This is a genomic window from Plantactinospora sp. ZYX-F-223 (assembly GCF_039649625.1).
GTDB lineage: Bacteria > Actinomycetota > Actinomycetes > Mycobacteriales > Micromonosporaceae > Plantactinospora.
Genome location: NZ_JBDJAV010000001.1, coordinates 124257 through 148612, shown reverse-complemented (window position 1 = coordinate 148612; position 24356 = coordinate 124257). Strand labels below are relative to the sequence as shown.

The following is a 24356-nucleotide window of genomic DNA, read 5'->3' as shown; positions in this document are numbered from 1 at the left end:
GCGGGAGGGGATGTTCTGTTGTGTCGAGCGGAGTGGTGTCGAGCGGCGTACGGGGTCAGAGGGTGGGGCGGCGGGCGTACTGCTGACGCAGCTTGTCGATCAGCCAGCCGACCTCGGCGCGTGGCTTGTCCGGCGGATCGGCGTCGACCAGCGTGCTCGGCAACCGCACCGGCGGATCCGGGTCAAGCGCCGTGTCCGGCCCGGCGTCGGGGCTGCCGTCACTGTCCGGCCGGGTGTCCTCGGGATCCGTCGACGGATCGGCGAACTCCGGCGGCACCACGATCTCGGTGCTGCCGTCGAAGGTCAGCTCGCCCACCCGACGACGCATCTCGATGACCGGTACCCCGCCAGCGGTCGCGATCGCGAGCAGCCGGGTCCGGACGGCGGCCAGGCTGGGCCGGGCGGTCGGATCGTGCGCGAGCATCGCCCCGAGCACCGGTACCGCCTCGACCGGGACGCCGGACAGATCCGGCAGCACGTCCGGGTCGGTGATCTGGAGCAGCAGTCCGTGCAGTCCGTTGCCGGCGGAGTAGAGCTTGTGCCCGGTGAGCGCGAACACCAGCGTCGCGGCGAGGCCGTAGATGTCCGGGCCGGCGGCCATGTTTCGCTCGCCCTGGATCCGCTCCGGGGACATGTAGTCGGGAGTGCCGACCAGCCCACCGGGATCGGTCAGGTAGTCGCCCCGCTCGGTGAGCACCGCGAGGCCGAAGTCGATCAGTACCGGACCGTCCCGGCCCAGGATGATGTTGTGCGGCTTGAGGTCCCGGTGCACCAGACCGGCCTGGTGCACCCGGTCCAGCCCGTCGGCGAGCATCGCTCCCGCCATCGCCACCAGCGGCATCGACAGTGGGCCGCGCTGCTCGACGTGCTGCATCAGGGTCGAGCCGGGAACGTACTCGACCGCGAGCCAGGCGGGATCACCGAGCGGATCGGCGGCCTCCAGGCGGGCGACCCGCGAGCCCCAGACGAGTTGCAGGCTCTCCACCTCGGCGGCGAACCGCTGCCGCACCGTCGAATCGGCGAGGAGATGCCGTCGGATGACCTTGACCGCGACCCGGTCCGCCGTCGGCGACACACCGAAGTAGACGTCTCCCATGCCTCCCGACCCAAGTGGACGGATGAGCCGGTAGTCGCCGAGCTGCTGCAACGTGGGTGGCACAGTCACGCGCCGGATCGCCTCCCCATAACGATGGCCCTCAGCACATTACCGGCGATCACTCTGGCGATGTCGTCCGATCACTCCCCCGTTGCGGCGGAATGCTCCGACCCGGACGGTATGGCGGGGGCGACGGATCATCCGATGGGGGTAGCCCGATCGCCTGTTGCCAGCGGTCGAGGGCGGGTAGCGGCTCCCAGCCCACCTCCCGACGCCAGTACGCGGCATTGGCGCATCGGGCCCGCCAGGTCAACTGGTCCTGCTGGGGGTCCGGCCCGACGAGCTGTTCCCGCAACTCGACGAGGGCGTCGAGCGAGTGCTGGAAGGACAGCCGCTCCCGCATCCACTCAGGGCGGTGCAGTATCCAGTCCAGGTCCCTGCCCTCGCAGGTCGAGCAGCCACACCACCACAGGTTGCTGTCCGGGTGCCGTCGTTTCGTCCGGGCCACGGTGCCGAGCCGCTTGTACGACAGGCAGCCGGACACGACGACGGACGGCGCTGGCGGTGACCGACGGCGACGCGACGGCGTCGGAACCATGGGGTAGAGGTGGCGCAGGGCGGCGCGGGTGCCGACCGCCGCCGCGACCGCGCCGCAGCAGATCGCGCCCAGCGCGGAGATGTCGCAGCGCAGTACGAGCAGCGGCACCTCGCAGTTCAACAGGTCGATCAGGCCGTCGACGACGCCGCGTACGCCGAACGGGTCGGCCTGGTATTCGACGACGACCGCGATTGGTACGGCGAAGGCGCGCACCTGCCGCAGCAGGGCGTCTCGGGCGCCTGGCACCCTGAGCCAGGACAGGTGCAGCGGCAGCAGTGCGATCGCGTCGTCGATCATCGCCGTCTGGCGCAGGATCGCGGCGAGCCCGTCAAGGTCGCCCGGCCCCACGTAACCCGAGTCGGTGAGTACCGGCAGTCCCAGGTCCCGCTGCCGTGCCAACCAGTCCGGGTTGAACGGGGTGGCGGCGGGCAGTCGCCCGTTCCCGCCGTACCGGTTGGCGTCCAGCAGGAGCGGACGGTCGTAGCCCTTCTCCACGAGGTAACGCGCCCAGTGGTAGACCCCGGCAAGGTTGCCCTGGTAGGCGGTGACGACGAGTCCGGTGCCGGGGCGGTTCACGATTCTTCTGACGTCGTCGACGTCGGCGATCCCGCACTGGGCCAGCAGCGTGCGGTCGAGCCCTTCGATGGTCCGGAGCGGAGAACGGAGCGATTGAGTCTGATCGGGCGCCACGTCGACCCCTATCGACAACTCTAAGTATCTAAAGGGTAACTCGACGCGATCAATCGCGAAACGGTACGGGCCCCCGCCAGATCGGCAGGGGCCCGTCGTACGTCGTCAACCGCAGGCGGTCACTCGGCGCGCAGGTGGTCCAGGTCGTGGGTGCCCGGGCTGACCCAGATCAGGATCCCACGTACGTCGGCCAGCGCCGCCGTGTCACAGGACATCTCGGTGAGCAGGTCGACCGTCACCGTCGTGGCGGTGCCCTGCGACACCCAGCGAAAGGTGGACTGGCACCAGGCCCACCCCTCGCCGGTCTGCACGGCGATCGAACTCGACGTGCCGATCGTGGCGTCGACCCGCAGGTCGTAGCGCAGGGTCGCCTTGGCCGACAGGTCCACCGGGCTGGGCAGGGCCACCCCGAACCAGCCGCCCCCGGTGGCCGCGACCCGCAGCCCGGCCGTGCCGTGGGTGTGGAAGTCCGTCGTCTGGGCCACTGTCCCGGCGTCGGTCTGCCAGTTGCCCGGTGCCCAGCCCTCGACCCCGGTCTCCCAGGAGGCGATCAGGATCGGGTCACCGGGAGCCGGTTTCACCGTCACCGTCAGGTCGGCCGGGTTCGAGGTACGACCGGCCTGGTCGCGGATGGTGTACGAGGCGACGGTCCGGCCCTGGAAGCCGTCCGCCGGAGTGAACGTGACCGTCCCGGTGACCGGGTCGAGCGCGAACCCGCCACCGGTGACGGTCACCGAGCGCTGTTGCCCGGCGCTCGCCGGATCCAGGTCGACGCTGGCCGGCCGCACCGTCGACCGGTACGCGATGTCGTTCGCGGCCGGGGAGAGGGTGACCGGCGTGCCCGACTCGGTCACCGCGGTGTCGGCGTCGGCGACCGGCGGTCGGGAGCGCTGCCCCCGGACGAGCGTGTCCCCCGCGTTCGACAGCGTGGTGCAGACCGGGCTCGGGCAGTAGACGGTGTAGCCGTCGTAGTCCGGGTAGGGCGTGCCGTCGTCCTGGACGCCGGAGAGGATCCAGTAGAGGAAGCCGGTGCCGCCGCTGGCGATGAACGCGTCCGTCCACTGTTGGTAGACCGGGTTCCGGGTCGCCTTGTCGACGTAGCCGAACTCGCCGAGCATCACCGGCTTGCCGAGCCGCCGGGCGTCCCGGTTGTGCCGCTTGATCCACTCCACGCCCCAGGCCGCGTCCGTGCCCCAGTGGTCCGGATAGAGGTGGTACGAGACCACGTCCACCGCGGGCAGCCGGGTCAGCGCCACCGAGTCGACGCCCTCACCGCAGTTGACCGTCCAGTCCGCGCTGGTCGGGTCGTCGCAGTAGAAGCCCTCGTCCCCGACGCTGGCCAGGTGCCGGCGGTCGATCGACTTGATGTGCCGGGTCATCTCGTCCGCCCAGGCGGTCAGCACCGCCGGGGTGCAGGTCGGCGACGTCGGATAGACGCCGGAGCCCTTGCACCTCGGCTCGTTGCCCAGTTCCCAGGTCATCACCGTCGGATCGTCCTTGTACGCCACCCCGGTCAGCGTGTTGGTCCGGTTCAGCACGTGCGAGATCCAGTCCTTGTACCAGCCCCGGATCACCGGGTCGGTGTAGAACTCGTCGTGGTACTGCCCGCCGCGCCAGCGGACGTACTGGTCCATGCCGCCGAAGTCGCGCCAGTTGTTGGTCAGTGGGATCACCAGCTTGATCCCGGCCTGCCGGGCGGCGTAGAGGACGTAGTCGAGGCGGTCCAGCCCGTCCGGCCCGTCGCGGTACGCCGGCTTCGCCCCGTCCCAGTACTGGAAGTAGACCCCGTCGGCCGGCCCGGCGACCGAGTCCGTCCCGCCCGGGGTGCCGATGTCGAGGAAGCCCCAGTGCCGCAGCACGGTGAACCCGGCCGCCTTCGCGTCGGCGAAGACGTCGTCGACCATGGTCCGGGACTTGTACATCAGGTAGTAGTTGTTGGTCCCGGCGAACCGGAACCGCTTGCCGTCGAGCATGAGCTGGTCGCCCTTGCGGACGACGAAGCCGGCCGGGGACTGGCCGGAGCCGGCGGGCTGTCCGGAGCCGGGCGACCCGGCCGGGGTGGCGGAGGCGGGTGCCGGCGAGGCCGCGAGCAGCAGCCCGGCCAGCGCCAGCAGCAGCGGGAGATGGCGCTTCATGGGCGGTGGTGATCCTTCCGGGAGCGGTGTCCGGGAACAGGGGTGCGGATCAGGTGCTGCGGATCAAGGTGCTGCGGATCAGTGCTGCGACACCATGTCGTTGACGCAGCGGAGTACCGGACGGGCGGTGAGCGCCGCCGGGTCCAGCGGTGCCGCGGACCGTACGGTGAAGGTGGTCGACTCCCCCGGTAGCAGCGTGACCAGCGCCTCGTCGACCTCTGCCGCCGGATCGAGCCGATCCGGGGCCAGCACCAGGTCGCGCAGGATCGTCCGGGCGGTCACCCGCACCAGAACGCCGTCCGGCGAGGGCTCGACCGTGGCGTCGTATCCGGCCGGCGGGTAGGCCAGCTCGCGGTCCTCGGCGAAGAACCAGAAGCTCCGCTCGCCGTCCCCGCCGGGATCGGCGACCAGCAGTTCGGCGCGCGGGTCGTCCGGGCTGGCGACGTCCGCCGGCAGCGCCCAGGTGTACTCCGAGTACGGCGGCACGGAGAGCTCGACCGACGCCTTGCCCCTCGGCTCGCCGGCCAGGGTCAGCCGGGTCACGTCCACCCGCCCGGTCCACGGGGCGCCCCCGTCGTTGACCGCGACCAGGGCCAGCCCGCCCTGCCTCGGTTGAATGGTGAGCAGCCGGTCGGCGTACGCGCGGCGCAGCGCGTACCAGAGGGGTTTGCGGCGGCCGTCACCGTCGACGGCGGCCCAGGAGGTGACCGGCCAGCAGTCGTTGAGCTGCCACACCACGCTGCCCATGCAGACCGGCCGGTACGACCGCAGGTGCTCCACCCCGACGCTGACCGCCCGAGCCTGGTTGAGCTGGGTCAGGTAGTGCCAGTCGTCGAAGTCGCGCGGTACCGGCAGGTGCGCGTCGAGCCCTCGGGCCAGCTTGAGCTGGCCGTCCCCGGCCTTCTGCCGGTGCGCCATCGCGGGCGAGTCCTCGGCCAACTCCCGGCCGGGGATCGCCCGGCGCAGCGTGGCGTAGCTGGCCGGGCCCTGCCAGCCGAACTCGGCGACGAACCGGGGCAGGTAGTCCCGGTAGTGGGTGTAGTCGAGCTGGTTCCAGACCGTCCAGATGTGCATGCTGCCGTGCGCCGGGTCGTTCGGGTGGATCTCCGGCCGCCCCGACCACGGGCTGCCCGGCCAGTACGGCCGGCTCGGGTCCAGTTCGGCCAGCAGGCCGGGCAGCAGGTCGAAGTAGTAGCCCGCGCCCCAGGTCCGGTCGGCCAGCTCCGCCTGCCAGCCCCAGTCGTGCCAGCCCCAGATGTTCTCGTTGTTGCCGAACCAGAGCACCAGGCTCGGATGGCTGGCCAGCCGGACGACCTGCTCGGCCGCCTCGGCCCGGATCTCGGTGCGGAACGGCTCCTCCTCCGGGTACGCGGCGCAGGAGAAGAGGAAGTCCTGCCCGACCAGCAGGCCCAGCTCGTCGGCGAGGTCGTAGAAATCCTCGGACTCGTACCGGCCGCCGCCCCAGATCCGCAGGAAGTTGATGTTGGCGTCGCAGGCCTGCCGGAGGCGTTCGGCGTAGCGCTGCCGGGTCACCCGGTGCGGGAAGCAGTCGTCCGGAATCCAGTTCACGCCCCTGGCGAAGACCGGCAGGTCGTTGACGACGACGGTGAACGCCGAGCCGTGCTCGTCGGCGGCGGTGGAAAGGCGTACCGAGCGGAAGCCGATCTGCCGCTGCCAGCCGTCCAGCTCGCGCTCCCCGGCGTGCAGCGTGACGGTCAGCGGGTAGCGCGGCTGCCCGCCGTGCCCCCGGGGCCACCACAGCTCGGGGTCGGCGACAGTGACGGTCAACTCGGCGCCGCGCTGCCCCGGCGCGAGCACCGTTTCGGCGACCTCGCCAGCCACGGTGGCCCGGACGGTGAGCGGTTCGGCCCTGTCGCCGTCGTCGGCCCGGTCGACCTCGACGCGTACCTCGACCCGGCCCTCGGCACCGGCGACGGTGACCTGCGGGCGGACCTCGGCCAGCCGCGCGGTCCGCCAGGTGCGGAGCCCGATCTCCTGCCAGATCCCGGCGGTGACCAGCTCGGGACCCCAGTCCCAGCCGAAGTTGCAGGCCATCTTGCGGATGAAATTGAACGGCGTCGGGTACGCCTTCGGCCGGGCACCGAGCCGCCGCTGCTCTGCCTCGGCATAGCGGTACGCCGAGTCGAACCGCACCCGCAGCACGTTGTCGCCGACCCGCAGCACCTGCCGGACGTCGAACGAGTAGCTCCGGTGCATGTTGGCGGTGCGGCCGAGTTCGACGTCGTTGAGGGTGACCGTCGCCACCGTGTCGAGGCCGGCGCAGACCAGGTCCACCCGGTCGCCGTCGCCGCCGTCCCACCGGAAGGTAGTCTGGTAGCACCAGTCGGTGCGGCCGATCCAGCCCAGCGTGAGTTCGTGCTCGTCGAGGTAGGGGTCCGGGATCAGTCCAGCGGCGAGCAGGTCGGTGTGCACGCAGCCGGGCACGGTTGCCGGGACCGGGGCGGACGCGACCGCCTCCGGGACCTCCGGGTTGCCGATCGCGGTCAGCGACCAGCCGTCGTGCAGGCTCTGCCAGGACGTCACGGGCACCTCAACTTCCTCGGGTCGTGACCGATCATTTCTCGGGTCCCGGCCGGTCGCGACCTCGGCGCGCCTTCCCTGGTGGAGGGCATCGTCGCCGGACCGGGAGGCACGCCCAAGACATCGAGAGATGTCGACTGAACCGGATAAGTAAAGTCACCGTACGGGCGGCCCTGCGCCCTGTCAACGGCCCCCGATTCGGCCACGAATGGCCGGCAATCGATGCCCGAGTCCCCCAGGTAAGCGCTTCCCCAGCCTTCTCCACCTCGAAATATCCGAGCGCTCTCCCGAGCCCGTACCGGCCGGCCGGCACTGTCGGCACGATAACCGCATCGCTATGCTTAACCGGAAAAGTTCACTCCCGTGGCTTGCGCGAGCTTTACCGGCTCGTGCGGCAGTACGACGCAGCGTGCGGGTGACGACGCAGCGGGCAGGTGACCCGACCGGCCCACCCGGTACTCGGGTCGTCGCAGACGAAGGAGCGCCGGGTGAAGCGACCGACAATCGCGGATGTGGCCCGGCGGGCCGGGGTTTCCAAGGGCGCGGTCTCCTACGCCCTGAACGGACAGCCCGGCGTCTCGGACGCCACCCGGCAACGCATTCTCGCCATCGCCCAGGAGATCGGCTTCAACCCGAACAGCGCGGCCCGGGCACTCTCCGGAGCCAGCGCCAACGCGGTCGGGCTGGCGCTCTGCCGACCGGCCCGGATCCTCGGGATCGAGCCGTTCTTCATGGAGCTGATCAGCGGCGTCGAGGCGGAACTCTCCGCCCGGTCGTACGCGCTGACCCTTCAGGTGGTGGCGAGCCCGGAGGCCGAGATCGCGGTATACCGGCGCTGGTGGGGCGAACGACGGGTGGACGGCGTACTCGTCTGCGACCTGCGGGTCGACGACCGCCGGGTGCCGGTGCTGGAGGAGCTGCGCCTGCCGGCGGTGGTGATCGGCGGGCCGGGGCACAGCGGCGGGCTCGACCACGTCTGGTCCGACGAGGCCGTGGCCCTGACCGAGGTGCTCGAATACCTGGTCGCGCTCGGACACCGCCAGATCGCCCGGGTCGGCGGCCTGCCCGGGCTGCTGCACACCGAGATCCGCACCGAGACCTTCGGCACCGCCTGCCGCCGGCTCGGCCTCGACCGTACGGTCACCGTCTCGTCCGACTACAGCGGCGAGGAGGGCGCCCGGGCCACCCGACGCCTGCTCAGCTCCGCCGACCGGCCGACCGCGATCGTGTACGACAACGACGTGATGGCGATCGCCGGGCTGTCGGTGGCCCAGGAGATGGGGCTGGCCGTGCCGTCCGACGTCTCCATCGTGGCCTGGGACGACTCGCCGCTCTGCCAGCTCGTCCACCCGTCGCTGACCGCGCTGCACCGGGACATCCCGGCGTACGGGGCGCACGCCGCCGGCCGGCTCCTCGCCGCCATCGCCGGGCAGCCGCTCGGCGACTTCCAGGACGAGACCGCGCATCTCGTCCCGCGCGGCAGCACCGCACCGCCCCGGCAGCCCTGAACGCCGCGCCTCGACAGCCCGAACGCCCGACACCGACAGCCCGAACGCCCGACACCGACAGCTCCGCGCGCGGGGCATCGACTGCGGGCGCCCGCCCGGCAACCGATAGCATCGGCGGCGAGGCGGAGACCAGCCAGGAGGACGACCACCGTGCACGTACCACCGATTCCCAGCCTGACCGCCGCCGACCCGGAGTTGGCGAGGCTGATCGAGTCCGAGGCGACCCGACAGCACGACAAGCTGCGGATGATCGCCTCCGAGAACTACGTCTCGACCGCCGTCCTCGAGGCCAGCGGCACGGTGCTGACCAACAAATACTCCGAGGGCTACCCCGGCCGCCGCTACTACGAGGGCCAGCAGTTCGTCGACCCGATCGAGACGCTCGCGGTGACCCGGGCCAGGGAACTCTTCGGGGTCGCGCACGCCAACGTGCAGCCGTACTCGGGCTCCCCGGCCAACCTCGCGGTCTACCTGGCGTTCCTCTCCCCCGGCGACACGGTGCTGGGGATGGCGCTGCCGATGGGCGGCCACCTCACGCACGGCTGGTCGGTCTCGGCCACCGGAAAGTGGTTCAACCCGGTCCGCTACGGCGTCTCGGCCGCAACGGGCCGGATCGACCTCGACGAGGTACGCGACCTGGCCCGCCGGGAGCGCCCCAAGCTGATCTTCTGCGGCGGCACCGCCGTGCCGCGCACCATCGACTTCGCCGGCTTCGCCGAGATCGCCCGTGAAGTCGGTGCGGTGCTGGTGGCCGACATCGCGCACATCGCCGGCCTGGTCGCCGGCGGTGCCCACCCGTCACCGGTCGGGCACGCCGACGTGATCACCACCACCACGCACAAGACCCTGCGGGGACCGCGCGGCGCCATGATCATGACGACCGCCGAGCACGCCACCGCGATCGACAAGGCCGTCTTCCCCGGCCTGCAGGGCGGCCCGCACAACCACACCACCGCCGGCATCGCGGTCGCGCTGCGGGAGGCCGGCACCGAGGACTTCCGCCGGTACGCCCACCAGGTCGTCGCCAACGCCAGAGCACTCGCGGCGGCGCTGGTCGAGCGGGGCTTCACGCTCTCCTCCGGCGGCACCGACAACCACCTGATCCTCGCCGACCTGACCAGCAAGGGCATCGCCGGCAAGCCGGCCGCCCAGGCGCTGGACCGGGCCGGCATCGAGCTGAACTACAACACCGTCCCGTACGACCCGCGCAAGCCGTTCGACCCCTCCGGCATCCGGCTCGGCACCCCGGCACTCACCACCCGGGGCCTGACCGAGGAGCAGATGCCACAGGTCGCGGCCTGGATGGACGAGGCGGTCACCGCGGCGATCAAGGACGACGAGGCCGCCCTCGACCGGATCGCCGGCGAGGTCCGGGACCTGCTGGCGGCGTACCCGATGCCGGGGTACGCGGCCGGCTGACCGGTCGGACCGCGCGGGTCCCGGCCGTCGGGCCGCCCGCGCGGTCGTCAGCGGGACGGGCTCGGAAACTCCTCCAGATACGCCTCGACCCGCTCGGCGGGAGCGGGTCGGGACAGCGCGTACCCCTGGCCGAGCTTGCAGCCGGCCTTGCGGGCCTGCTCCACCTGCCCCGGCGACTCCAGGCCCTCGGCGATGATCTCCAAGCCGAACCGCTTGCCGAGGCTGACCAGTACGTCGATGAAGGGCTTGCCCCCGCCCTCCCGGCTGCCGCCCTCGGTCACCAGGGTCCGGTCGACCTTGAGGAAGTCGACCGGCAGCCGGCGGAGCTGTGCCAGCGACGCCTGCCCGCTGCCGAAGTCGTCCAACGCGGTCCGTACGCCGAGCGCCCGCAACCCGGCGAGCTGGGTCACCACCGCCGGCACGTCGACCCCGCCCCGGGGCTCCGCGATCTCCAGCACCAGCCGGTCCGGCTCGACCCTGTGCTCGGCCAGCGAGGTGCTCACCCAGCGGACGAAGTCGGACGCGGTCAGTTCCCGGGACGAGATGTTGACCGACATCCAGAGCCGTCGGGGGCGCTGCGACCAGGCGGCAAGCTGCCGGCAGGCGGTGTCCAGCACCCAGCGGCCCAGCTCCTCCACCAGCATCAGGTCCTCGGCCACCGGCAGCAGTTCGGCCGGCAGCACGGTGCCGAGCGCCGGGCTCCGCCAGCGCAGCAACGCCTCGGTCCCCACCGGCTGCTGGTCGTCGAGGTCGAGCACCGGCTGGTAGACCAGGTCCAGCTCGCCCCGCTGCACCGCACCGGGCAGCTCGCGCTCCAGGTCGAGCCGCCGGGTGAACTGCTCCTCCAGCTCGTCGTCGTACCACTCGACGCGGTTGCGACCGAGCTGCCGGGCCCGCAGCCTGGCCAGGTCGGCCCGGCGGAGCACGTCGTCGACACCGTCCCCGCCGGACAGGTCGGCGAGGCCGATGCTGGTGCCGAGGTGCAGCACCGCGCCGGGCATCGGATACGGCTCGGTCAGCGCGGTCAGCAGCCGGGTGCCCATCGCGTACGCCAGCACCGGCCGGTCCACCGTCACCACCGCGAACTCGTCCCCGCCCAGCCGGGCCACCACGTCGGCGGCACCGACCCCGGTCTTCAGCCGCCGCCCGGCCTCGGCCAGTACGGCGTCGCCCATCTGCCGCCCGTGCACGTCGTTGATGCCGGACATGCCGTGCAGGTCGATCACGAGCAGCGCGCCGGTGTGCCCCGGCATCGCCCGCTGGGTGACGATGGTCCGCATCAGTTCCCGGCGGTTGGCCAATCCGGTGAGCTCGTCGGTGAAGGCCAGCTCGTTGAGCTTGCGCTCCAGCCGTTGCCGTTCGCTGACGTCCCGGACGTGCACCACCAGCGCGGCCACCTCGGGTACCGCCCGCTGGTCGCTGACGGTGGACTCGGTGTCCCGCCAGGCGCCGTGCCCGTCCAGCAGCCGGGCGGTGACCAGTTGCGGGCGCCCGGTCGGCACGTCACGCCCGGCGAGCACGTCGGTGAGCACCTGGGTGACGTCGGCGGCGTCGTCCGGATGCATCAGGTTGGGGAACGCCCGACCCAGCACGTCCGCGTCGGAGAGCCCGAAGAGCCGGGCCGCGGTCGGCGACTGCCAGCGGATGAGCAGGTCCTCACCGACGATCATGGTCAGGTCGTTGGCCCCGGAGACCAGCGAGCGGAAGTGTGCCTCCTGGTCCCTCAGCCGCTTGGCGTACCGGCGGATGTCCAGCATCACCAGCACCTCCCGGACCACCAGGGTCGGGATAACGGCCAGGCCGAGCAGGATCGAGGTGTGGTCGAACTCGCCGACGGTGATCAGATGCCAGAGCGCGGAGAGCGTCGCCAGGATCGCCGGAATCGTCAGCAGCGGATAGGCGGTCAGGGTGGTCTGCGGCTCGGTCGGTCCGGTGGTCGGCTGGGCCACCGGATTGGCCCGCCGGGCACCGGCGGCGATCAGCGCCGGGCCGGCGACCAGCGAGATGGCGGCCAGCGGCAGCGACGTCGCCGGTGCGCCGTAGGTAACCAGTACCGCGATCAGCGAATGCCCGAAGACCGCCAGTCCGGCGCCGATGCCGCAGAGCGCGGCGGAGCGCCGGTACTCGTACGCCCGCAGCGTGGTGATGGTGACCACCGGCAGACCGACGACCGCGAAGAGCGCGGCGATCATGGCGAGCGGCGGCAGCCTGTCCGGCGGGATCACCCAGGCCGAGAAGGCGAGACTGATGCCGAGACTCAGCCCGTCGAAGGCCCGGCGCAGCCGTACCGGCACCGTGCTCGCGGCGCCGGGCAGCATCATCATGCCGAACAGGTAGAGGGCGAACGCCAGCACCAGACTGCCGAGCGCCACCGTCGACCGGGCCTCGGCCGGCGCCAGGAAGAGGACCAGCGCGGAGAGCGCGCTGCCGACCAGGCCGAAGCCGAGGAAGCCGGCGCCCCGGCACGGGCCGAAGCCGGTGCCGCCCCGGTGCAGTCGGATGGCCAGCCGGACCAGCCGGGCGGCGGCCACGGCGGCGACCGCGCCGACGGTCACCGCGACCGCCGCATAGGGCGGGAGCGCGCCGAGGTGAGCGGCGATCAGGACGCCCACGGAGAGCAGAGGGGCACCGGTCTCGGTGACCCGGACGATCAGCCGGCGGGCTGGGTCGTCCGCGATGTGCGCCACGAACATGGCGGGATGCCTTCGCAGAGGGGGCACGGACGTGGTGCAGGTCAGGTCTGGTCCGACCGAACGGCCGAAACCAGTCCTATCAACCCCCAACGATCGGCAGGGGGCGTGGTTACGTATTGAACCCTTTTCAACCTTCCCCCGTGGCCGGTCGTGGCCGCAGGCGGCTTTCGAGGCGGCTGTGCATCGCCGTCCAGGTTGAAAAGGTTCAACGGTAGGGGTCTCCCACTCCGGGTTGCTCGGAGAATCTTCCCCCAGCCGGTCAAGCCCGCTCTACCCGACCCGGCCAGCGGTTCGGGCCACCCCCTCGGCCCGGCCGGCCGAGGCCCGCGCCGGGCCGGACGGGCCGGGGTGCGAAAATCGCCAGGTGGGTAAGACCGGCACACTCCGCTTCCGGCACAGCCAGGCGATCTGGGTGGCCGCCGTCATCGCGTTCCTCGGCACCCTGCCACTGGCCACCTCCCGCTGGTATCTCCTCCCGCTGCTGCTGGTACCGGCGGCGGTCGGCGGGTGGGCCTGGCGGGCCGGCACCGACGCCGACCGGGCCGGCGTGCGGATCCGGGCGCTGCTGGGCGAGCGCAGGATCGCCTGGTCGGAGATCGTGGAGCTGGCGTCCGACCCGCGCGGCCAGGCGGTGGTGCGCCTCCGGGACGGCCGGACGGCAGTACTGCCGGCGGTCCGGGCCGCGGACCTGCCCGGCCTGGTCGCCGCCAGCGGCCAGCCGCTCGGCGAGCCCCGCCCCACCCCGGACCAGCCCGGCGACTGACCCACCCCGGACCAGCCCGGCCACTGACCCACCGCGGGTCAGTACCCGTTGACCACCTCGTTGATCAGCGGGGTTCCGGCCACGAACCGACGCAGTTGCTCGCCGGCCAGCCGGTAGCCGCGGGGCAGCAGCCCGCGTACCGAGCCGGCGACGTGCGGGGTGAGCAGCACGTTGGGCAGATCCCAGAGCGGGTGCCCGGCCGGCAGCGGCTCGGGCTCGGTGACGTCCAGCGCCGCCGCGATCCGACCGGTCGCCAGCTCCGCGACCAGGGCGTCGGTGTCGACCACCGGTCCACGGGCGGCGTTGACCAGCAGGGCACCGTCCCGCATGGCGGCGAGGAACCCGGCGTCGACCAATCCACGGGTGGCATCGGTGAGCGGCACCAACAGCACCACCACGTCCGCCCCGGGCAGCAGTGCCGGCAGGTCGTCGACCCCGTACACCCCCTCGGCGGGACGGGCGGTCCGGGCGACCATGGTCAGGCCGACCTCGAACGGCGCCAGCCGGGCCCGGGTGGCCGCCCCGATCGAACCCGCACCGACGACGAGTACCCGCTTGCCGGCCAGCTCGTCCGTGGGGTTGACCTGGTCGTACGACCACTCGTGCCGAGCCTGGGCGCGGGCGAAGACCGGGAACGACCGCAGGTACGACAGGATCGCCGTGACCACCCACTCCGCAGTGGACGAGTCGTGCACCCCGCGCGCGTCGCAGAGGGTGACGTGCTCGGGCAGCCGGCCGGCCCAGATGTCCGCCCCCGCCGAGAGCAACTGCACCACCCGCAGGTCGGGCAGCTTGGCCGCGATCGGCACCGCGGCGGCCTGGGCGAGGAACGGCGGCACCCAGAACCCGACCCCGGCCGGGTCCGAGGGGAGCCGGTCCGGCGTCGGGGCGATCTCCACGGTGACGCCGTCGGGGATCTGGCCGAGCAGCTCCAGGCCCTCGGGATGGGGAATCCACACCTTCACGGACCCCGACGATAGTCCTCGGCGACCGGGAACCGGCGGTCGCCCTCAGCTCCCCCGCTGCCGCTGCCGGTGCCGGGAGCCGTCCCGGCGGACCTCAGCGCAGCGGCAGGCCGACCGGCCCGGCCGGCTGGTAGACGTGGTGTCCGGCGACGGCGGTCACGGTGATCGGCGGGCCGGTGTCGCCCAGGTGGGCCCGGATCGCCGCGTCCAACGCGGACCGCTCGGCGAGCACGAACGCCGGCCGGTGCGCCTCGGCGACCAGTCTCGGATAGCGGGGATGACGGTCCCAGCCGGCCCGCAGGTCGGCACCGAGCACTCCGCAGACGATCCGTTCCCGGCTGAGGAAGATGATGTTGTTGCAGGTCCAGTAGTCGGCGTAGAACCGGCGTACGCCCAGCCGGTCGAGCCCGGCGACCAGGTCGCGGCGCTGGGCGGCCTTCCGGGCCAGCTCCGGGCCTGCCGCGACCAGGGCGGCGCTGGCCAGCACCATGCTGGCCGCGAGCCCGGCGAGCGGGGCCGCGGCCGCCAGCCGGACGGCCGGCGCCGCCCCGGCCGGGCGCGACCGGCCGGGACGGGCCGTCCCGATGGATGTCGCCGGCCATGATGGACCCGTTCCGTCCGGCCGGGTCAGCACCGACCAGAGCGGCCAGAGTACGGCCGGCGTCGAGATCAGCAGTACCGAGAGATAGCGGGCGCTCTCCACCGGAGTCGTCGCGGCGGCACCGCTGCCGGCGTACGCCAGCAGGCTGAGCGCCGCGCCGGCCAGCAGCGCCAGTCGGCCGGCCTGCCGGACCCGGTTCGCCCGATCGGTGGCCCGGCGCAGCGCCCGCCAGGCCAGCGCGGCGGCGACCGCCAGCAGCACCGGATAGGCGACTCCCCACCACAACTGCCACGGCGCGCACCGGCCGGGTGGACAGAGCCCGGTGCCCATCGGCAGCCCGAGGAGGACACCGCCGTAGAGCCGCTCCGGCCACGAACCGGCGCCGCCGCCGCCGAGTCCGGCGTAGACGGCCAGTGAGCGGTGTTCGGGTGCGGCGGTCAGGTTGTGCGCCACGATCGGGACGAGTCCGACCGCCAGCCCGGTGCCGAGCGCCAGCCCGGCCCGGCCACCCAGTGAATCTTCTTCAACCTGGACAGCGCGGCGCCTCCGTCCCGACTTCCACCTGTGGCCATGCCGGACCGCAACGGAAGGTTGAAAAGGGTTCAACGACCGCCACCCGAACCCGAGCAGTACCGCGGTGGCCGCACCGACGTACGGCAGGATCAGCCAGTCGTCCCAGAGAGTGAGTCCGGCGACCAGCCCGAAGCCCGCGTACGCCGGGCCGGGCCGGCGTACGACGCCGAGTCCGAGGTTGACCGCCAGCAGCACCAGCAGCGCGCCGGCCGGATTCATCTCCGGATAGCCGCCACCCGCGATGAGTTGGTTCTTCACGATCCGGTCCGAGCCGAGGGCGAGCAGCCCGACGGTGGCCGCCGCCAGCCAGGGGGTGTAGAGCCGGCGGGTGAGCTGCCACATCAGCGCCAGGAAGGCGGCGTAGAGCAGCAGGTTGGGCAGCCGCAGCACGAAGGTGGACGAGCCGACGACCGCGAACAGCGGCGCGGCGAGATAGGACTCCAGGGCGCCCATGTAGTACTGGCCGTAGAAGAAGAGCGGGAACTCCCGCCCCTGCGCCACGTGCCGGGCCACCAGCCCGGTGACCGCCTCGTCGCTGTTGCTCGGCGGCACCTCGGCGAGCAGCAGCCCCAGCCGGTAGCCGACGCCGAGCACCCCGAGCACGGCGGCGACCAGCCCGGGAGTGGGGCGCCGTCGGGTGGACCGGGATGGCGGCTCCGTCAGCTCCGATGTGGTGGTGGCGAGCGCCATGCCGGGCAGTTTCGCACGGCCGGACCGGCAATCCGCTCGGCGACATGCCCGATTCTTCTCATCAGCACCACTCACCCCTTAGCTGGGCTATTGATCGGGTCTGGGATGGCCCCCGTGCCCGGTCGGTGCCAGGAACCCGTCCCGGTCGCCGCGACTCGTCACGGTGGCGGGTCGACCGGTCCTGGCGACCCGACGGACGGCGGCCGGGCCGGCACGATCACCCGGCCGGCGCTCCGACCAGCGACGACTCGGGAAGATGGGTTCAATGATCGAGCGAACCGACGGCACGCGACGGGATCGGACTACCCTGGTCCGGGTGAGCGCTCGCCCGTACCCCAGACTCAGCCGTCGGCGCGCGGCGGTCGCGCTCTGTGCGGCGGCCGTACTCCTCACCAGTGGCTGTGCCTTCGGCGAGCCGGAACCGGATCCGGCCGGTGAACCGCCGAGCTTCCCCACCCCGTCCGTCTCGCCCAGCCAGAGCGGGGCCGGGCAGCAGGTCGCGGCCACCGTACTCGCGAGCAGGTTGCAGATCCCGTGGGGCATCGCGTTCCTGCCCGACGGAGGCGCGCTGGTGACCGAACGGGACACCGCCAAGATCCTCAAGGTCGGCCCGGAGTCCGACACGAACGGGCTCAAGGTCAGCACCGTGCAGACCGTCGCCGAGGTCGACGCGGCCGGCGAGGGCGGGCTGCTCGGCATCGCCGTCTCCCCGGCCTACCAGCGGGACAAGACGGTCTTCATCTACTACTCGACGTCCGAGGACAACCGGATCGCCAAGCTGACCCTGGGTGCCAGGCCGACACCGATCGTCACCGGCATCCCGCTCTCCGGCATCCACAACGGCGGACGGCTCGGCTTCGGCCCGGACGGCTTTCTCTACGCGACCACCGGGGACGCCTCGGAGCGTGGGCTCTCGCAGGATCTCAAGAGCCTCGGCGGCAAGATCCTCCGGATGACCCCGGCCGGTAAGCCTGCCCCGGGCAACCCGTTCCCGAACTCCCTGGTCTGGTCGTACGGGCACCGCAACGTGCAGGGCATCGCCTGGGACGCCAACAAGCGGCTCTACGCCACCGAGTTCGGCCAGAGCCAGTGGGACGAGATCAACCTGATCACGCCGGGCAAGAACTACGGCTGGCCCGAGGTCGAGGGGCGCGGTGGAGGCGGCGCGGACGCCGAGAAGTACGTCGATCCGCTGGTCACCTGGACCACCGCCGAGGCGTCCTGTTCCGGCGCGGCGATGATCGACCGGGTCTTCGTCGCGGCCTGTCTGCGGGGCGAGCGGCTCTGGCTGGTGGAACTCACCGCCAACGGCACCGTACTCGGCCAGCCCCGTTCGCTGCTGGTCGGCGAGTACGGCCGGCTCCGCACGGCGGTCGCCGCACCGGACGGCTCGTTGTGGATCTCCACCTCCAACCACGACGGCAAGCGCGACCCCGCTCCGGAGGACGACCGGATCTTCCGGCTGGTCTTCTCCGGTGGCGCGGCCGGAAAGAGCTGACCTCCCCGGCGGCCGGGGCGGCAGCATGCCGGCACGGCGCCGCCGGCGGGGCGGCGGGCGTGGGAGAGCTAGCTCATACCCGCGGTGGAAATGGCGCGGGACCTGCGGCGGGTTTTGAAGATGTCGCGCTGGGCAGGTGATGATGGAGCATGGACAGGCGGAGGAATGACACCCGAGCCGCCGGGGGCACACCACCCCCGGCGGTTCGGCGTGTGCTGCTCCCGGCGGCGCTGCTGCGCTGGGGGCGTACCGCCGTACGGGGCGGCCGCGCCGCCCTGACCTCGAAACCGAGCCGCCGGGCCGGACTGGCCATGTCGATCATCGGCGTCACGGTGGTCGGGATCGTGGTCGGAGTCCTGCTCGGGGGGCGGATGCAGACCGACATCGGGCCGTTCCGGGCGGAGATGGCGATTACGCCCTCGGTCGACGGCGGCACCACGGTCACCATTCCGCCGCTCGGCGCGCTCCACCTCAGCAGCCACGCCGGCCCGGCGCACCTCTCGGTCCGGCTCGGCTCGCTGGACCAGCGGCGCACCGAGGCGCTGATCGACGATCCGGCCAGCATCAGCCGGGCCAGCCAGTCCGCCGTCAGCGACGTGACCAACGGGGTGATCCGGGTCGGCGTACGCACGGTCGCGGTCTCCGTACTGGCCACCATGATCCTGGCGGCGCTGGTCTTCCGGCGTACCCGTCGGGTGGCCTGGGCCGGCGGGCTGGCGCTGGTGATCACCGGCGGCAGCCTGGGCATCGCCGCGCTGACCTTCCGGCCGGACTCGATCGAGGAGCCCCGGTACGAGGGGTTGCTGGTCAACGCCCCGGCGATCGTCGGTGACGCCCGGCGGATCGCCAACGACTACGGCCGGTACGCCGACCAGCTCCAGCGGATGGTCGGCAACGTCAGCCAGCTCTACACCACCGTCTCCACCCTGCCGGTCTTCGACCAGGAGCAGGGCACCGTACGGGTGCTGCACGTCTCGGACCTGCATCTGAATCCGACCGCCTGGCAGGTGGTCCGGACCGTGGTGGAGCAGTTCAAGATCGACATGGTGATCGACACCGGGGACATCACCGACTGGGGCAGTGAGCCGGAGGCGTCCTTCGTCGGCTCCATCGGCCTGCTGAAGGTCCCGTACGTCTTCATCCGGGGCAACCACGACTCGCCGGCCACCGCCGCCGCCGTCGGCCGGCAGCCGAACGCGATCGTGCTGGACAACTCGATCGTCAACGTCGGCGGGTTGACCATCGCCGGTATCGGGGACCCCCGGTTCACCCCGGACAAGGAGACCTCGCCGGCCGGGTCCGGCAGTCTGCCGCAGACGGTCGACCAGGTGACCGGGACCGGCGAGAAGCTCGCCTCGACGATCCGGGCCTCCGGCAAGCCGGTCGACATCGCCCTGGTGCACGATCCGGCGTCGGCCGACGCGCTCTCCGGCGTCGTACCGCTGGTGCTGGCCGGGCACACCCACAACCGCGAGGTACGCGAACTGCCGCGGGTGCCGGACGCGATGCCGACCCAGCTCCAGGTGCAGGGTTCCACCGGCGGGGCGGGGCTGCGCGGCCTGGAGGGCGACAAGCCGACCCCGCTGGCGATGTCGGTGCTCTACTTCGACCAGCAGCGGGCGCTCCAGGCGTACGACGACATCCTGCTCGGTGGCACCGGCGAGGCGCAGGTCAACCTGGAACGGCACGTGGTCGCGGAGCCACCGGTCCCGGCCACCCCGACCCCCGGTACGCCCACTCCGGCCAGCCCGGTCCCGCCGGCCGGTGCGCCGCCGCCGGACCCGACCCCCACCGGCTGACGCCGCCGCCGGAGCCGACCCCCACCGGCTGACGCCGCCGGAGCCCCTCCTGGAACGGAACGGTCAGCCCTCGACGCCGAGCCGGGACAGGATCAGCGAGCGGACGGTCTTGGCGTCCGCCCCCCGGGTGCTCTTCATGACGGCCCCGACCAGGGCTCCGGCCGCGGCCACCTTGCCGTCCCGCACCTTGGCCGCGATGTCCGGGTTGGCGGCGATCGCCTCGTCCACGGCCGCGGTCAGCGCCCCGGTGTCGGAGACCACCTCCAGACCCCGCGCGGCCATGATCTCGCTCGGCGAGCCCTCGCCGGCCACCACGCCCTCCAGCACGGTACGGGCCAGCTTGTCGTTGAGCTTGCCCGCGTCGACCAGCTTCTGCAGCTCGGCCACCTGGGCCGGGGTGGCGCCCACCGCAGCCAGCTCGACACCGGCCTCGTTGGCCCGCCGGGACAGTTCGCCGAGCCACCACTTCCGGGCGCCGGCCGGGGTGGTGCCGGCGGCCACGGTCTGCTCGATCAGCTCGACCGCACCGGCGTTCAGCACCGACTGCATGTCGTGGTCGTTCAGCCCCCACTCCTGCTGCAACCGCCGCCGGTGCACCCGGGGCAGCTCCGGCAGCGCCGCCTTCAGCTCGGCGACCCAGGCCGGATCCGGGGCCAGCGGCACCAGGTCCGGCTCGGGGAAGTAGCGGTAGTCGGTGGCGGTCTCCTTGGACCGGCCCGACGTGGTATCCCCGGTGTCCTCGTGGAAGTGCCGGGTCTCCTGCACGATCCGGCCGCCGGAGTCGAGTACGGCCGCCTGGCGCAGCATCTCCGAGCGGACCGCCCGCTCGACCGAGCGCAGCGAGTTGACGTTCTTCGTCTCGGTGCGGGTGCCCCACTCCGCCGAGCCGGCCGGCGACAGCGACGTGTTCACGTCACAGCGCAGCGAGCCCTCCTCCATCCGGACGTCGGAGACGCCCAGCGAGCGGATCACGTCCCGCAGTTCGGTGACGTACGCCCGGGCCACGATCGGGGCCTTGGCGCCGGTACCGGGAATCGGCTTGGTGACGATCTCGACCAGCGGGATGCCGGCCCGGTTGTAGTCGACCAGCGACTCGGTCGCGCCGTGGATCCGCCCGGTGGCGCCACCGACGTGCAGGGTCTTGCCGGTGTCCTCCTCCAGGTGCACCCGCTCGATGCCGATCCGCACCGTCTCCCCGTCCACCTCCACGTCGAGCCAGCCGTCCACGCAGAGCGGCTCGTCGTACTGGCTGATCTGGTAGTTCTTCGGCATGTCCGGGTAGAAGTAGTTCTTCCGGGCGAACCGGCTCCACGGCGCGATCGAGCAGTTCAGCGCGAGACCGATCCGGATGGTCGCCTCGATCGCGGCCTTGTTGGCCACCGGCAGCGAGCCGGGCAGCCCGAGGCAGACCGGGCAGACCCGGGTGTTCGGCTCGCCGCCGAAATCGGTCGGGCAGCCGCAGAACATCTTGGTCTTCGTGCCCAGCTCGACGTGGGTCTCCAGGCCGATCACCGGGGCGTAGCGCTCGACGACGTCGTCGTACGAGGGCAGGACGGTCGTGCTCATCTAGACTCCAGCTCTCGGGCGGCAGCCGGCCCCCCGGCGGCATCCGGACAGAACCCTGCAAGCCTAATCGTTGGCCCGACCCGGGCTCGCCCGGGTTTCGCCGCCGAGCCGGCGGGCGCCCGATTCAGCCCGGTGGCTCGCCCGGAGTACCGGGGCGGACCAGGCCGGTCTCGTACGCCACGATCACCAACTGGACCCTGTCCCGGACGCCGAGCTTGGCGATCGCCCGGGTGATGTGGGTCTTGGCGGTCAGCGGGCTGATGAAGAGGCGGCCGGCGATCTGCTCGTTGGACAGCCCGGTGGCGACCAGCCGGAGCACCTCGCGCTCCCGTTCGGTGAGCACCGCCAGCCGCGCCCCGGTGTCGGTGGCCGCCACCGGCCGGTGCGCGAACTGCTCGATGACCCGGCGGGTCACACTCGGCGAGAGCAGCGCCTCGCCGGCGGCGACGATCCCGACCGCCTGGCGGAGCTGGGCCGGCTCGATCTCCTTGGTGAGGAATCCACTGGCTCCGGCCCGCAGGGCGGCGAAGACGTACTCGTCGGTCTCGAAGGTGGTCAGGATGATGACGCGGCAGCCGGACATCGCCGGGTCGGTCACGATCCGCTCGGTGGCGGCGAGGCCGTCCAGGCCCGGCATCCGGATGTCCATCAGCACGACGTCCGGGCGCAGGGTACGGGCCTGCCGGACCGCCTCGTCGCCACTGGCCGCCTCGCCGACCACCTCGATGTCCCGGCCCCGGCTCAGCAGGCTGCGGAATCCGGCCCGCACCAGGGCCTGGTCGTCGGCGAGCAGCACGCTGATCGTCATGGTCGGAAGCCTGCCACCGGAATCGTGGCGCGCACCGCGTAGCCGCCACCGTCGGCCGGTCCGGCGGTGAAGCTGCCACCGAGCGCGGCGACCCGTTCCCGCATCCCGTTGATGCCGTGCCCCGGCACCGCCGCCGGGCCGGGGCGGCTGCCGTCGTCGACCACCTCCACCAGCACCGATTCGGGGGTGATCACCAACCGTACCGTCGCCCGCCGCGCGCCCGCGTGCTTCACCGTGTTGGTCAGGGCTTCCTGGATCACCCGGTAGCAGGCCAGCGCCACCGGGGCAGGAGCCGTGCCGGGATCGCCGGTGACGTCGAGTGCCACCTCCAGGCCGCTGGCCCGGGTGCGGGTGGTGAGTTCGGCCAGGCCGCCCAGGTCGGCCTGCGGGGCCGGGACGCTGTCCGCGTCCGGCCGGTCGCCCGGGGCACGCAGCACGTCGATCAGCGACCGCAGGTCGCCCACCGCCCTGGCCCGGACTTCCTGGGCGGTACGCAGCGCGGCCCGCGCCTCGTCGGTGGAGTCGTCCAGCGCCTCGTCCGCCACCCGCAACTGCACGCCCACCACGGTCAGCGTGTGCGCCACCACGTCGTGCAGCTCACGGGCGATCTGCAACCGCTCCTCCGCGGCCCGGCGATCCGCCTCCAGCCGTCGCTCCTGTTCGGCGTGGGCCAGCCCGGCGGCCAGTTCGGCGCGCCAGCGCAGCCAGTTCCGGAACGCGACCGCGACCGCGATGGTCAGGGCCAGGCCGAGCGCCTCCCCACCGACCTCGCCGATCGCCCGCTGCACGTCCTGACCCTCGGTCGTCCATTGCCAGGTCACCGCGAAGGTCAGTTGGAACAGCCCGGCCCCGACCGCCCAGCGCAGGCCGTGGCGCCGAGGTGTGTCGTCGGCCGCCAGCAGGAAGAAGATCACCGACGCCGGCCAGACCCAGCCGGCCTCGGTCAGCTCGGCGACCCGGAACGCGGTGACGGCCGCCAGGCTGGCCAGCAGTACCGCCACCGGCCAGCGGCGGCGCAGCAGCAGAAGGAGGGCGAGCCAGGTGGCCAACGGCAGGGTGCCCTCGTAGGTGATCGGCGCCCCGGCGACGGCGGTGCCGACCAGCACTCCCAGCAGGGTCAGGGAGACCAGGCCCAGGTTGTTCCAGGCGGGACGGCGCCGGCCGGCGAGGCCGCCGGCCCGATGCTCGTCGCGCGCCGGCACGGCGTGGTCGTCCTCGACCGCCACTCCGGCCGGGTCCGGTGATCGCGGGACCGTCGTTGTCATCCTGGCCTCCTCCTTCGGCAAGCCTGCCTCACGCTTTCGCGAGGTCGACGGCATCGACGCTAGGCAGCACGGGCCGGCGGCGCGTCAGCCTACGGCCGACACCCGCGACTGCGCGGGTGGAGCAGCACATACACCGGACGGAGTACCGGACGTGCCGCGACGGACGCTCGGCGGGCACGCCCCGGATTGGGCAGGTATGCCTCGGACGGAGCAGGCAGGTATGCCTGGACGGAGCAGGCATGTCTCCGGCGGAGACTGTCGAGCTGCCCCGGCTGTGCGCCCGCTCGGCCCGCCCGACCGGCTAGCCGGGTTCGGCTCGACGGGACCCACCGGGTTCGGCTCGACGGGACCCACCGGGTTCGACTCGACGGGACCCACCAGGTTCAGCTCGACGGACCGGCCGGGGTCAGGAGGTGACGCCACCGTCGAGCAGGACGGCGACGACCAGCACGCAGAGCAGCGCGACCGGCAGGCCCCAGCGGACGATCCGGGTACGCCAGTTCGGGCCGGGCGCCGCAGCTCCCGGGGTCGCCCCGACCGGCCGGTCGGCGAGGAGCCGGCCGGAGGCGAGCGGCCAGCAGGCGGCCACCAGCAGCAGTACGCCGGCCCCGAGCAGCAACCAGCCGGGCAGCCGGGCCGCCACCTGTGGCCAGACCAGCACCGGTACCGTCGTCACAGCGATCGCGGCGGCCCCGACCAGGCCGAATCGCCAGTCCGGCGTCGGCCGGTACGCCGCATCCGGCCGGAACAGCAGCGCGACGACGAGGACGATTCCGGCCACCCCGGCGAGTGCCGAGACGAGCTGACCGGCGGTGACCTCGGCGGTCCCGTACCCGGTCAGCGCCTCCACCCCGGCGAGCAGCGCCATCACCCCGACCAGGGTGCTGGCGGCGACGAACGCGCCCAGCCAGGGCGATCTCCGCCGGCCGTCCGGATCCGGGTGCGCCGCGCGGAGCCCGTGGGCGAGCGCTGCGGCATACTCGGTCGGCTCGCCGAACGCCTCGGTCGGATCCGCCCCCGGATCGGCGCAGTACGTCTCGACCTCGGCCAGCGCGGCGCGGATCTCCGCGCCGGGCACCCCGTGCCGTCGGGCCTCGGCCACGAACGCCGTACGCCAGCCGTCCAGCGGCGAACTCCTCGGCATCGTC

Annotated in this window: 16 protein-coding genes; 5 read left to right on the top strand and 11 right to left on the bottom strand. The window is 72.5% G+C overall.

Going from position 1 to position 24356, the window contains the following annotated elements:
• Positions 1-55 precede the first annotated feature (55 nt).
• The 4 genes from AAH979_RS00575 to AAH979_RS00560 form a co-directional block, all read right to left on the bottom strand.
• Positions 56-1165 carry a serine/threonine-protein kinase gene (locus AAH979_RS00575; RefSeq protein WP_346256188.1) on the bottom strand — a complete coding sequence of 370 codons (1110 nt, stop codon included), beginning with the start codon at positions 1163-1165 and terminating at the stop codon, positions 56-58.
• 49 nt (positions 1166-1214) lie between these two features.
• Positions 1215-2384 carry a hypothetical protein gene (locus AAH979_RS00570; protein WP_346256187.1) on the bottom strand — a complete coding sequence of 390 codons (1170 nt, stop codon included), beginning with the start codon at positions 2382-2384 and terminating at the stop codon, positions 1215-1217.
• A gap of 119 nt (positions 2385-2503) precedes the next feature.
• Positions 2504-4519: a cellulase family glycosylhydrolase gene (locus tag AAH979_RS00565; RefSeq protein ID WP_346256186.1), complete on the bottom strand. Its 2016-nt coding sequence runs from the start codon at positions 4517-4519 to the stop codon at positions 2504-2506.
• Between the two features lie 78 nt (positions 4520-4597).
• Positions 4598-7063, bottom strand: a complete 2466-nt coding sequence (locus tag AAH979_RS00560; RefSeq protein ID WP_346256282.1) for a glycoside hydrolase family 2 protein — start codon at positions 7061-7063, stop codon at positions 4598-4600.
• 485 nt (positions 7064-7548) lie between these two features.
• On the opposite strand from AAH979_RS00560, the gene AAH979_RS00555 reads away from it, so the two are divergent.
• A complete protein-coding gene (locus AAH979_RS00555) occupies positions 7549-8568 on the top strand; it encodes a LacI family DNA-binding transcriptional regulator (RefSeq protein WP_346256185.1) in 1020 nt (339 codons plus the stop codon).
• A gap of 150 nt (positions 8569-8718) precedes the next feature.
• Positions 8719-9987, top strand: coding sequence for a serine hydroxymethyltransferase (gene glyA, locus AAH979_RS00550; protein ID WP_346256184.1), 1269 nt, complete (start codon positions 8719-8721; stop codon positions 9985-9987).
• Positions 9988-10034: 47 nt separating this feature from the next.
• On the opposite strand, the gene AAH979_RS00545 is transcribed toward glyA, so the two are convergent.
• Positions 10035-12680 carry an EAL domain-containing protein gene (locus AAH979_RS00545; RefSeq protein WP_346256183.1) on the bottom strand — a complete coding sequence of 882 codons (2646 nt, stop codon included), beginning with the start codon at positions 12678-12680 and terminating at the stop codon, positions 10035-10037.
• Positions 12681-13044: 364 nt separating this feature from the next.
• Here AAH979_RS00545 and AAH979_RS00540 point away from each other — a divergent pair, with 364 nt between their 5' ends.
• The gene (locus AAH979_RS00540) at positions 13045-13443 is read left to right on the top strand and encodes a PH domain-containing protein (protein WP_346256182.1); all 399 of its coding nucleotides are present in this window, start codon (positions 13045-13047) and stop codon (positions 13441-13443) included.
• Positions 13444-13481: 38 nt separating this feature from the next.
• Here AAH979_RS00540 and AAH979_RS00535 read toward each other — a convergent pair whose 3' ends face one another.
• A complete protein-coding gene (locus tag AAH979_RS00535) occupies positions 13482-14408 on the bottom strand; it encodes a 2-hydroxyacid dehydrogenase (protein ID WP_346256181.1) in 927 nt (308 codons plus the stop codon).
• Between the two features lie 94 nt (positions 14409-14502).
• Complete coding sequence (locus tag AAH979_RS00530; protein WP_346256180.1) at positions 14503-16272, bottom strand: hypothetical protein; 1770 nt, start codon at positions 16270-16272, stop codon at positions 14503-14505.
• A gap of 316 nt (positions 16273-16588) precedes the next feature.
• On the opposite strand from AAH979_RS00530, the gene AAH979_RS00525 reads away from it, so the two are divergent.
• Both AAH979_RS00525 and AAH979_RS00520 read left to right on the top strand, forming a co-directional pair.
• A complete protein-coding gene (locus tag AAH979_RS00525; RefSeq protein WP_346256179.1) occupies positions 16589-17770 on the top strand; it encodes a PQQ-dependent sugar dehydrogenase in 1182 nt (393 codons plus the stop codon).
• 149 nt (positions 17771-17919) lie between these two features.
• Positions 17920-19569, top strand: coding sequence for a metallophosphoesterase (locus AAH979_RS00520; protein ID WP_346256178.1), 1650 nt, complete (start codon positions 17920-17922; stop codon positions 19567-19569).
• A gap of 63 nt (positions 19570-19632) precedes the next feature.
• Here the strand turns inward: AAH979_RS00520 and gatB are convergent, their stop codons facing one another.
• From gatB to AAH979_RS00500, 4 genes are all read right to left on the bottom strand, one after another.
• On the bottom strand, positions 19633-21135 hold the full coding sequence (gene gatB, locus AAH979_RS00515; RefSeq protein ID WP_346256177.1) for an Asp-tRNA(Asn)/Glu-tRNA(Gln) amidotransferase subunit GatB: 1503 nt from the start codon (positions 21133-21135) through the stop codon (positions 19633-19635).
• 124 nt (positions 21136-21259) lie between these two features.
• Positions 21260-21943, bottom strand: coding sequence for a response regulator transcription factor (locus tag AAH979_RS00510; protein WP_346256176.1), 684 nt, complete (start codon positions 21941-21943; stop codon positions 21260-21262).
• Positions 21940-23208, bottom strand: coding sequence for a sensor histidine kinase (locus tag AAH979_RS00505; protein WP_346256175.1), 1269 nt, complete (start codon positions 23206-23208; stop codon positions 21940-21942). Before AAH979_RS00505 ends, AAH979_RS00510 begins: the two co-directional genes overlap by 4 nt.
• A 406-nt stretch (positions 23209-23614) precedes the next feature.
• On the bottom strand, positions 23615-24352 hold the full coding sequence (locus tag AAH979_RS00500) for a hypothetical protein (protein WP_346256174.1): 738 nt from the start codon (positions 24350-24352) through the stop codon (positions 23615-23617).
• Positions 24353-24356: the final 4 nt, after the last annotated feature.

Bases quoted from the DNA above. Each gene is read 5' to 3' on its own strand.
- AAH979_RS00565 (WP_346256186.1), bottom strand. From the start codon at position 4,519: ATGAAGCGCCATCTCCCGCTGCTGCTGGCGCTGGCCGGGCTGCTGCTC.
- AAH979_RS00545 (WP_346256183.1), bottom strand. From the start codon at position 12,680: ATGTTCGTGGCGCACATCGCGGACGACCCAGCCCGCCGGCTGATCGTC.
- AAH979_RS00530 (WP_346256180.1), bottom strand. From the start codon at position 16,272: ATGGCGCTCGCCACCACCACATCGGAGCTGACGGAGCCGCCATCCCGG.
- AAH979_RS00520 (WP_346256178.1), top strand. From the start codon at position 17,920: ATGGACAGGCGGAGGAATGACACCCGAGCCGCCGGGGGCACACCACCC.
- gatB (WP_346256177.1), bottom strand. From the start codon at position 21,135: ATGAGCACGACCGTCCTGCCCTCGTACGACGACGTCGTCGAGCGCTAC.
- AAH979_RS00510 (WP_346256176.1), bottom strand. From the start codon at position 21,943: ATGACGATCAGCGTGCTGCTCGCCGACGACCAGGCCCTGGTGCGGGCC.
- AAH979_RS00505 (WP_346256175.1), bottom strand. From the start codon at position 23,208: ATGACAACGACGGTCCCGCGATCACCGGACCCGGCCGGAGTGGCGGTC.
- AAH979_RS00500 (WP_346256174.1), bottom strand. From the start codon at position 24,352: ATGCCGAGGAGTTCGCCGCTGGACGGCTGGCGTACGGCGTTCGTGGCC.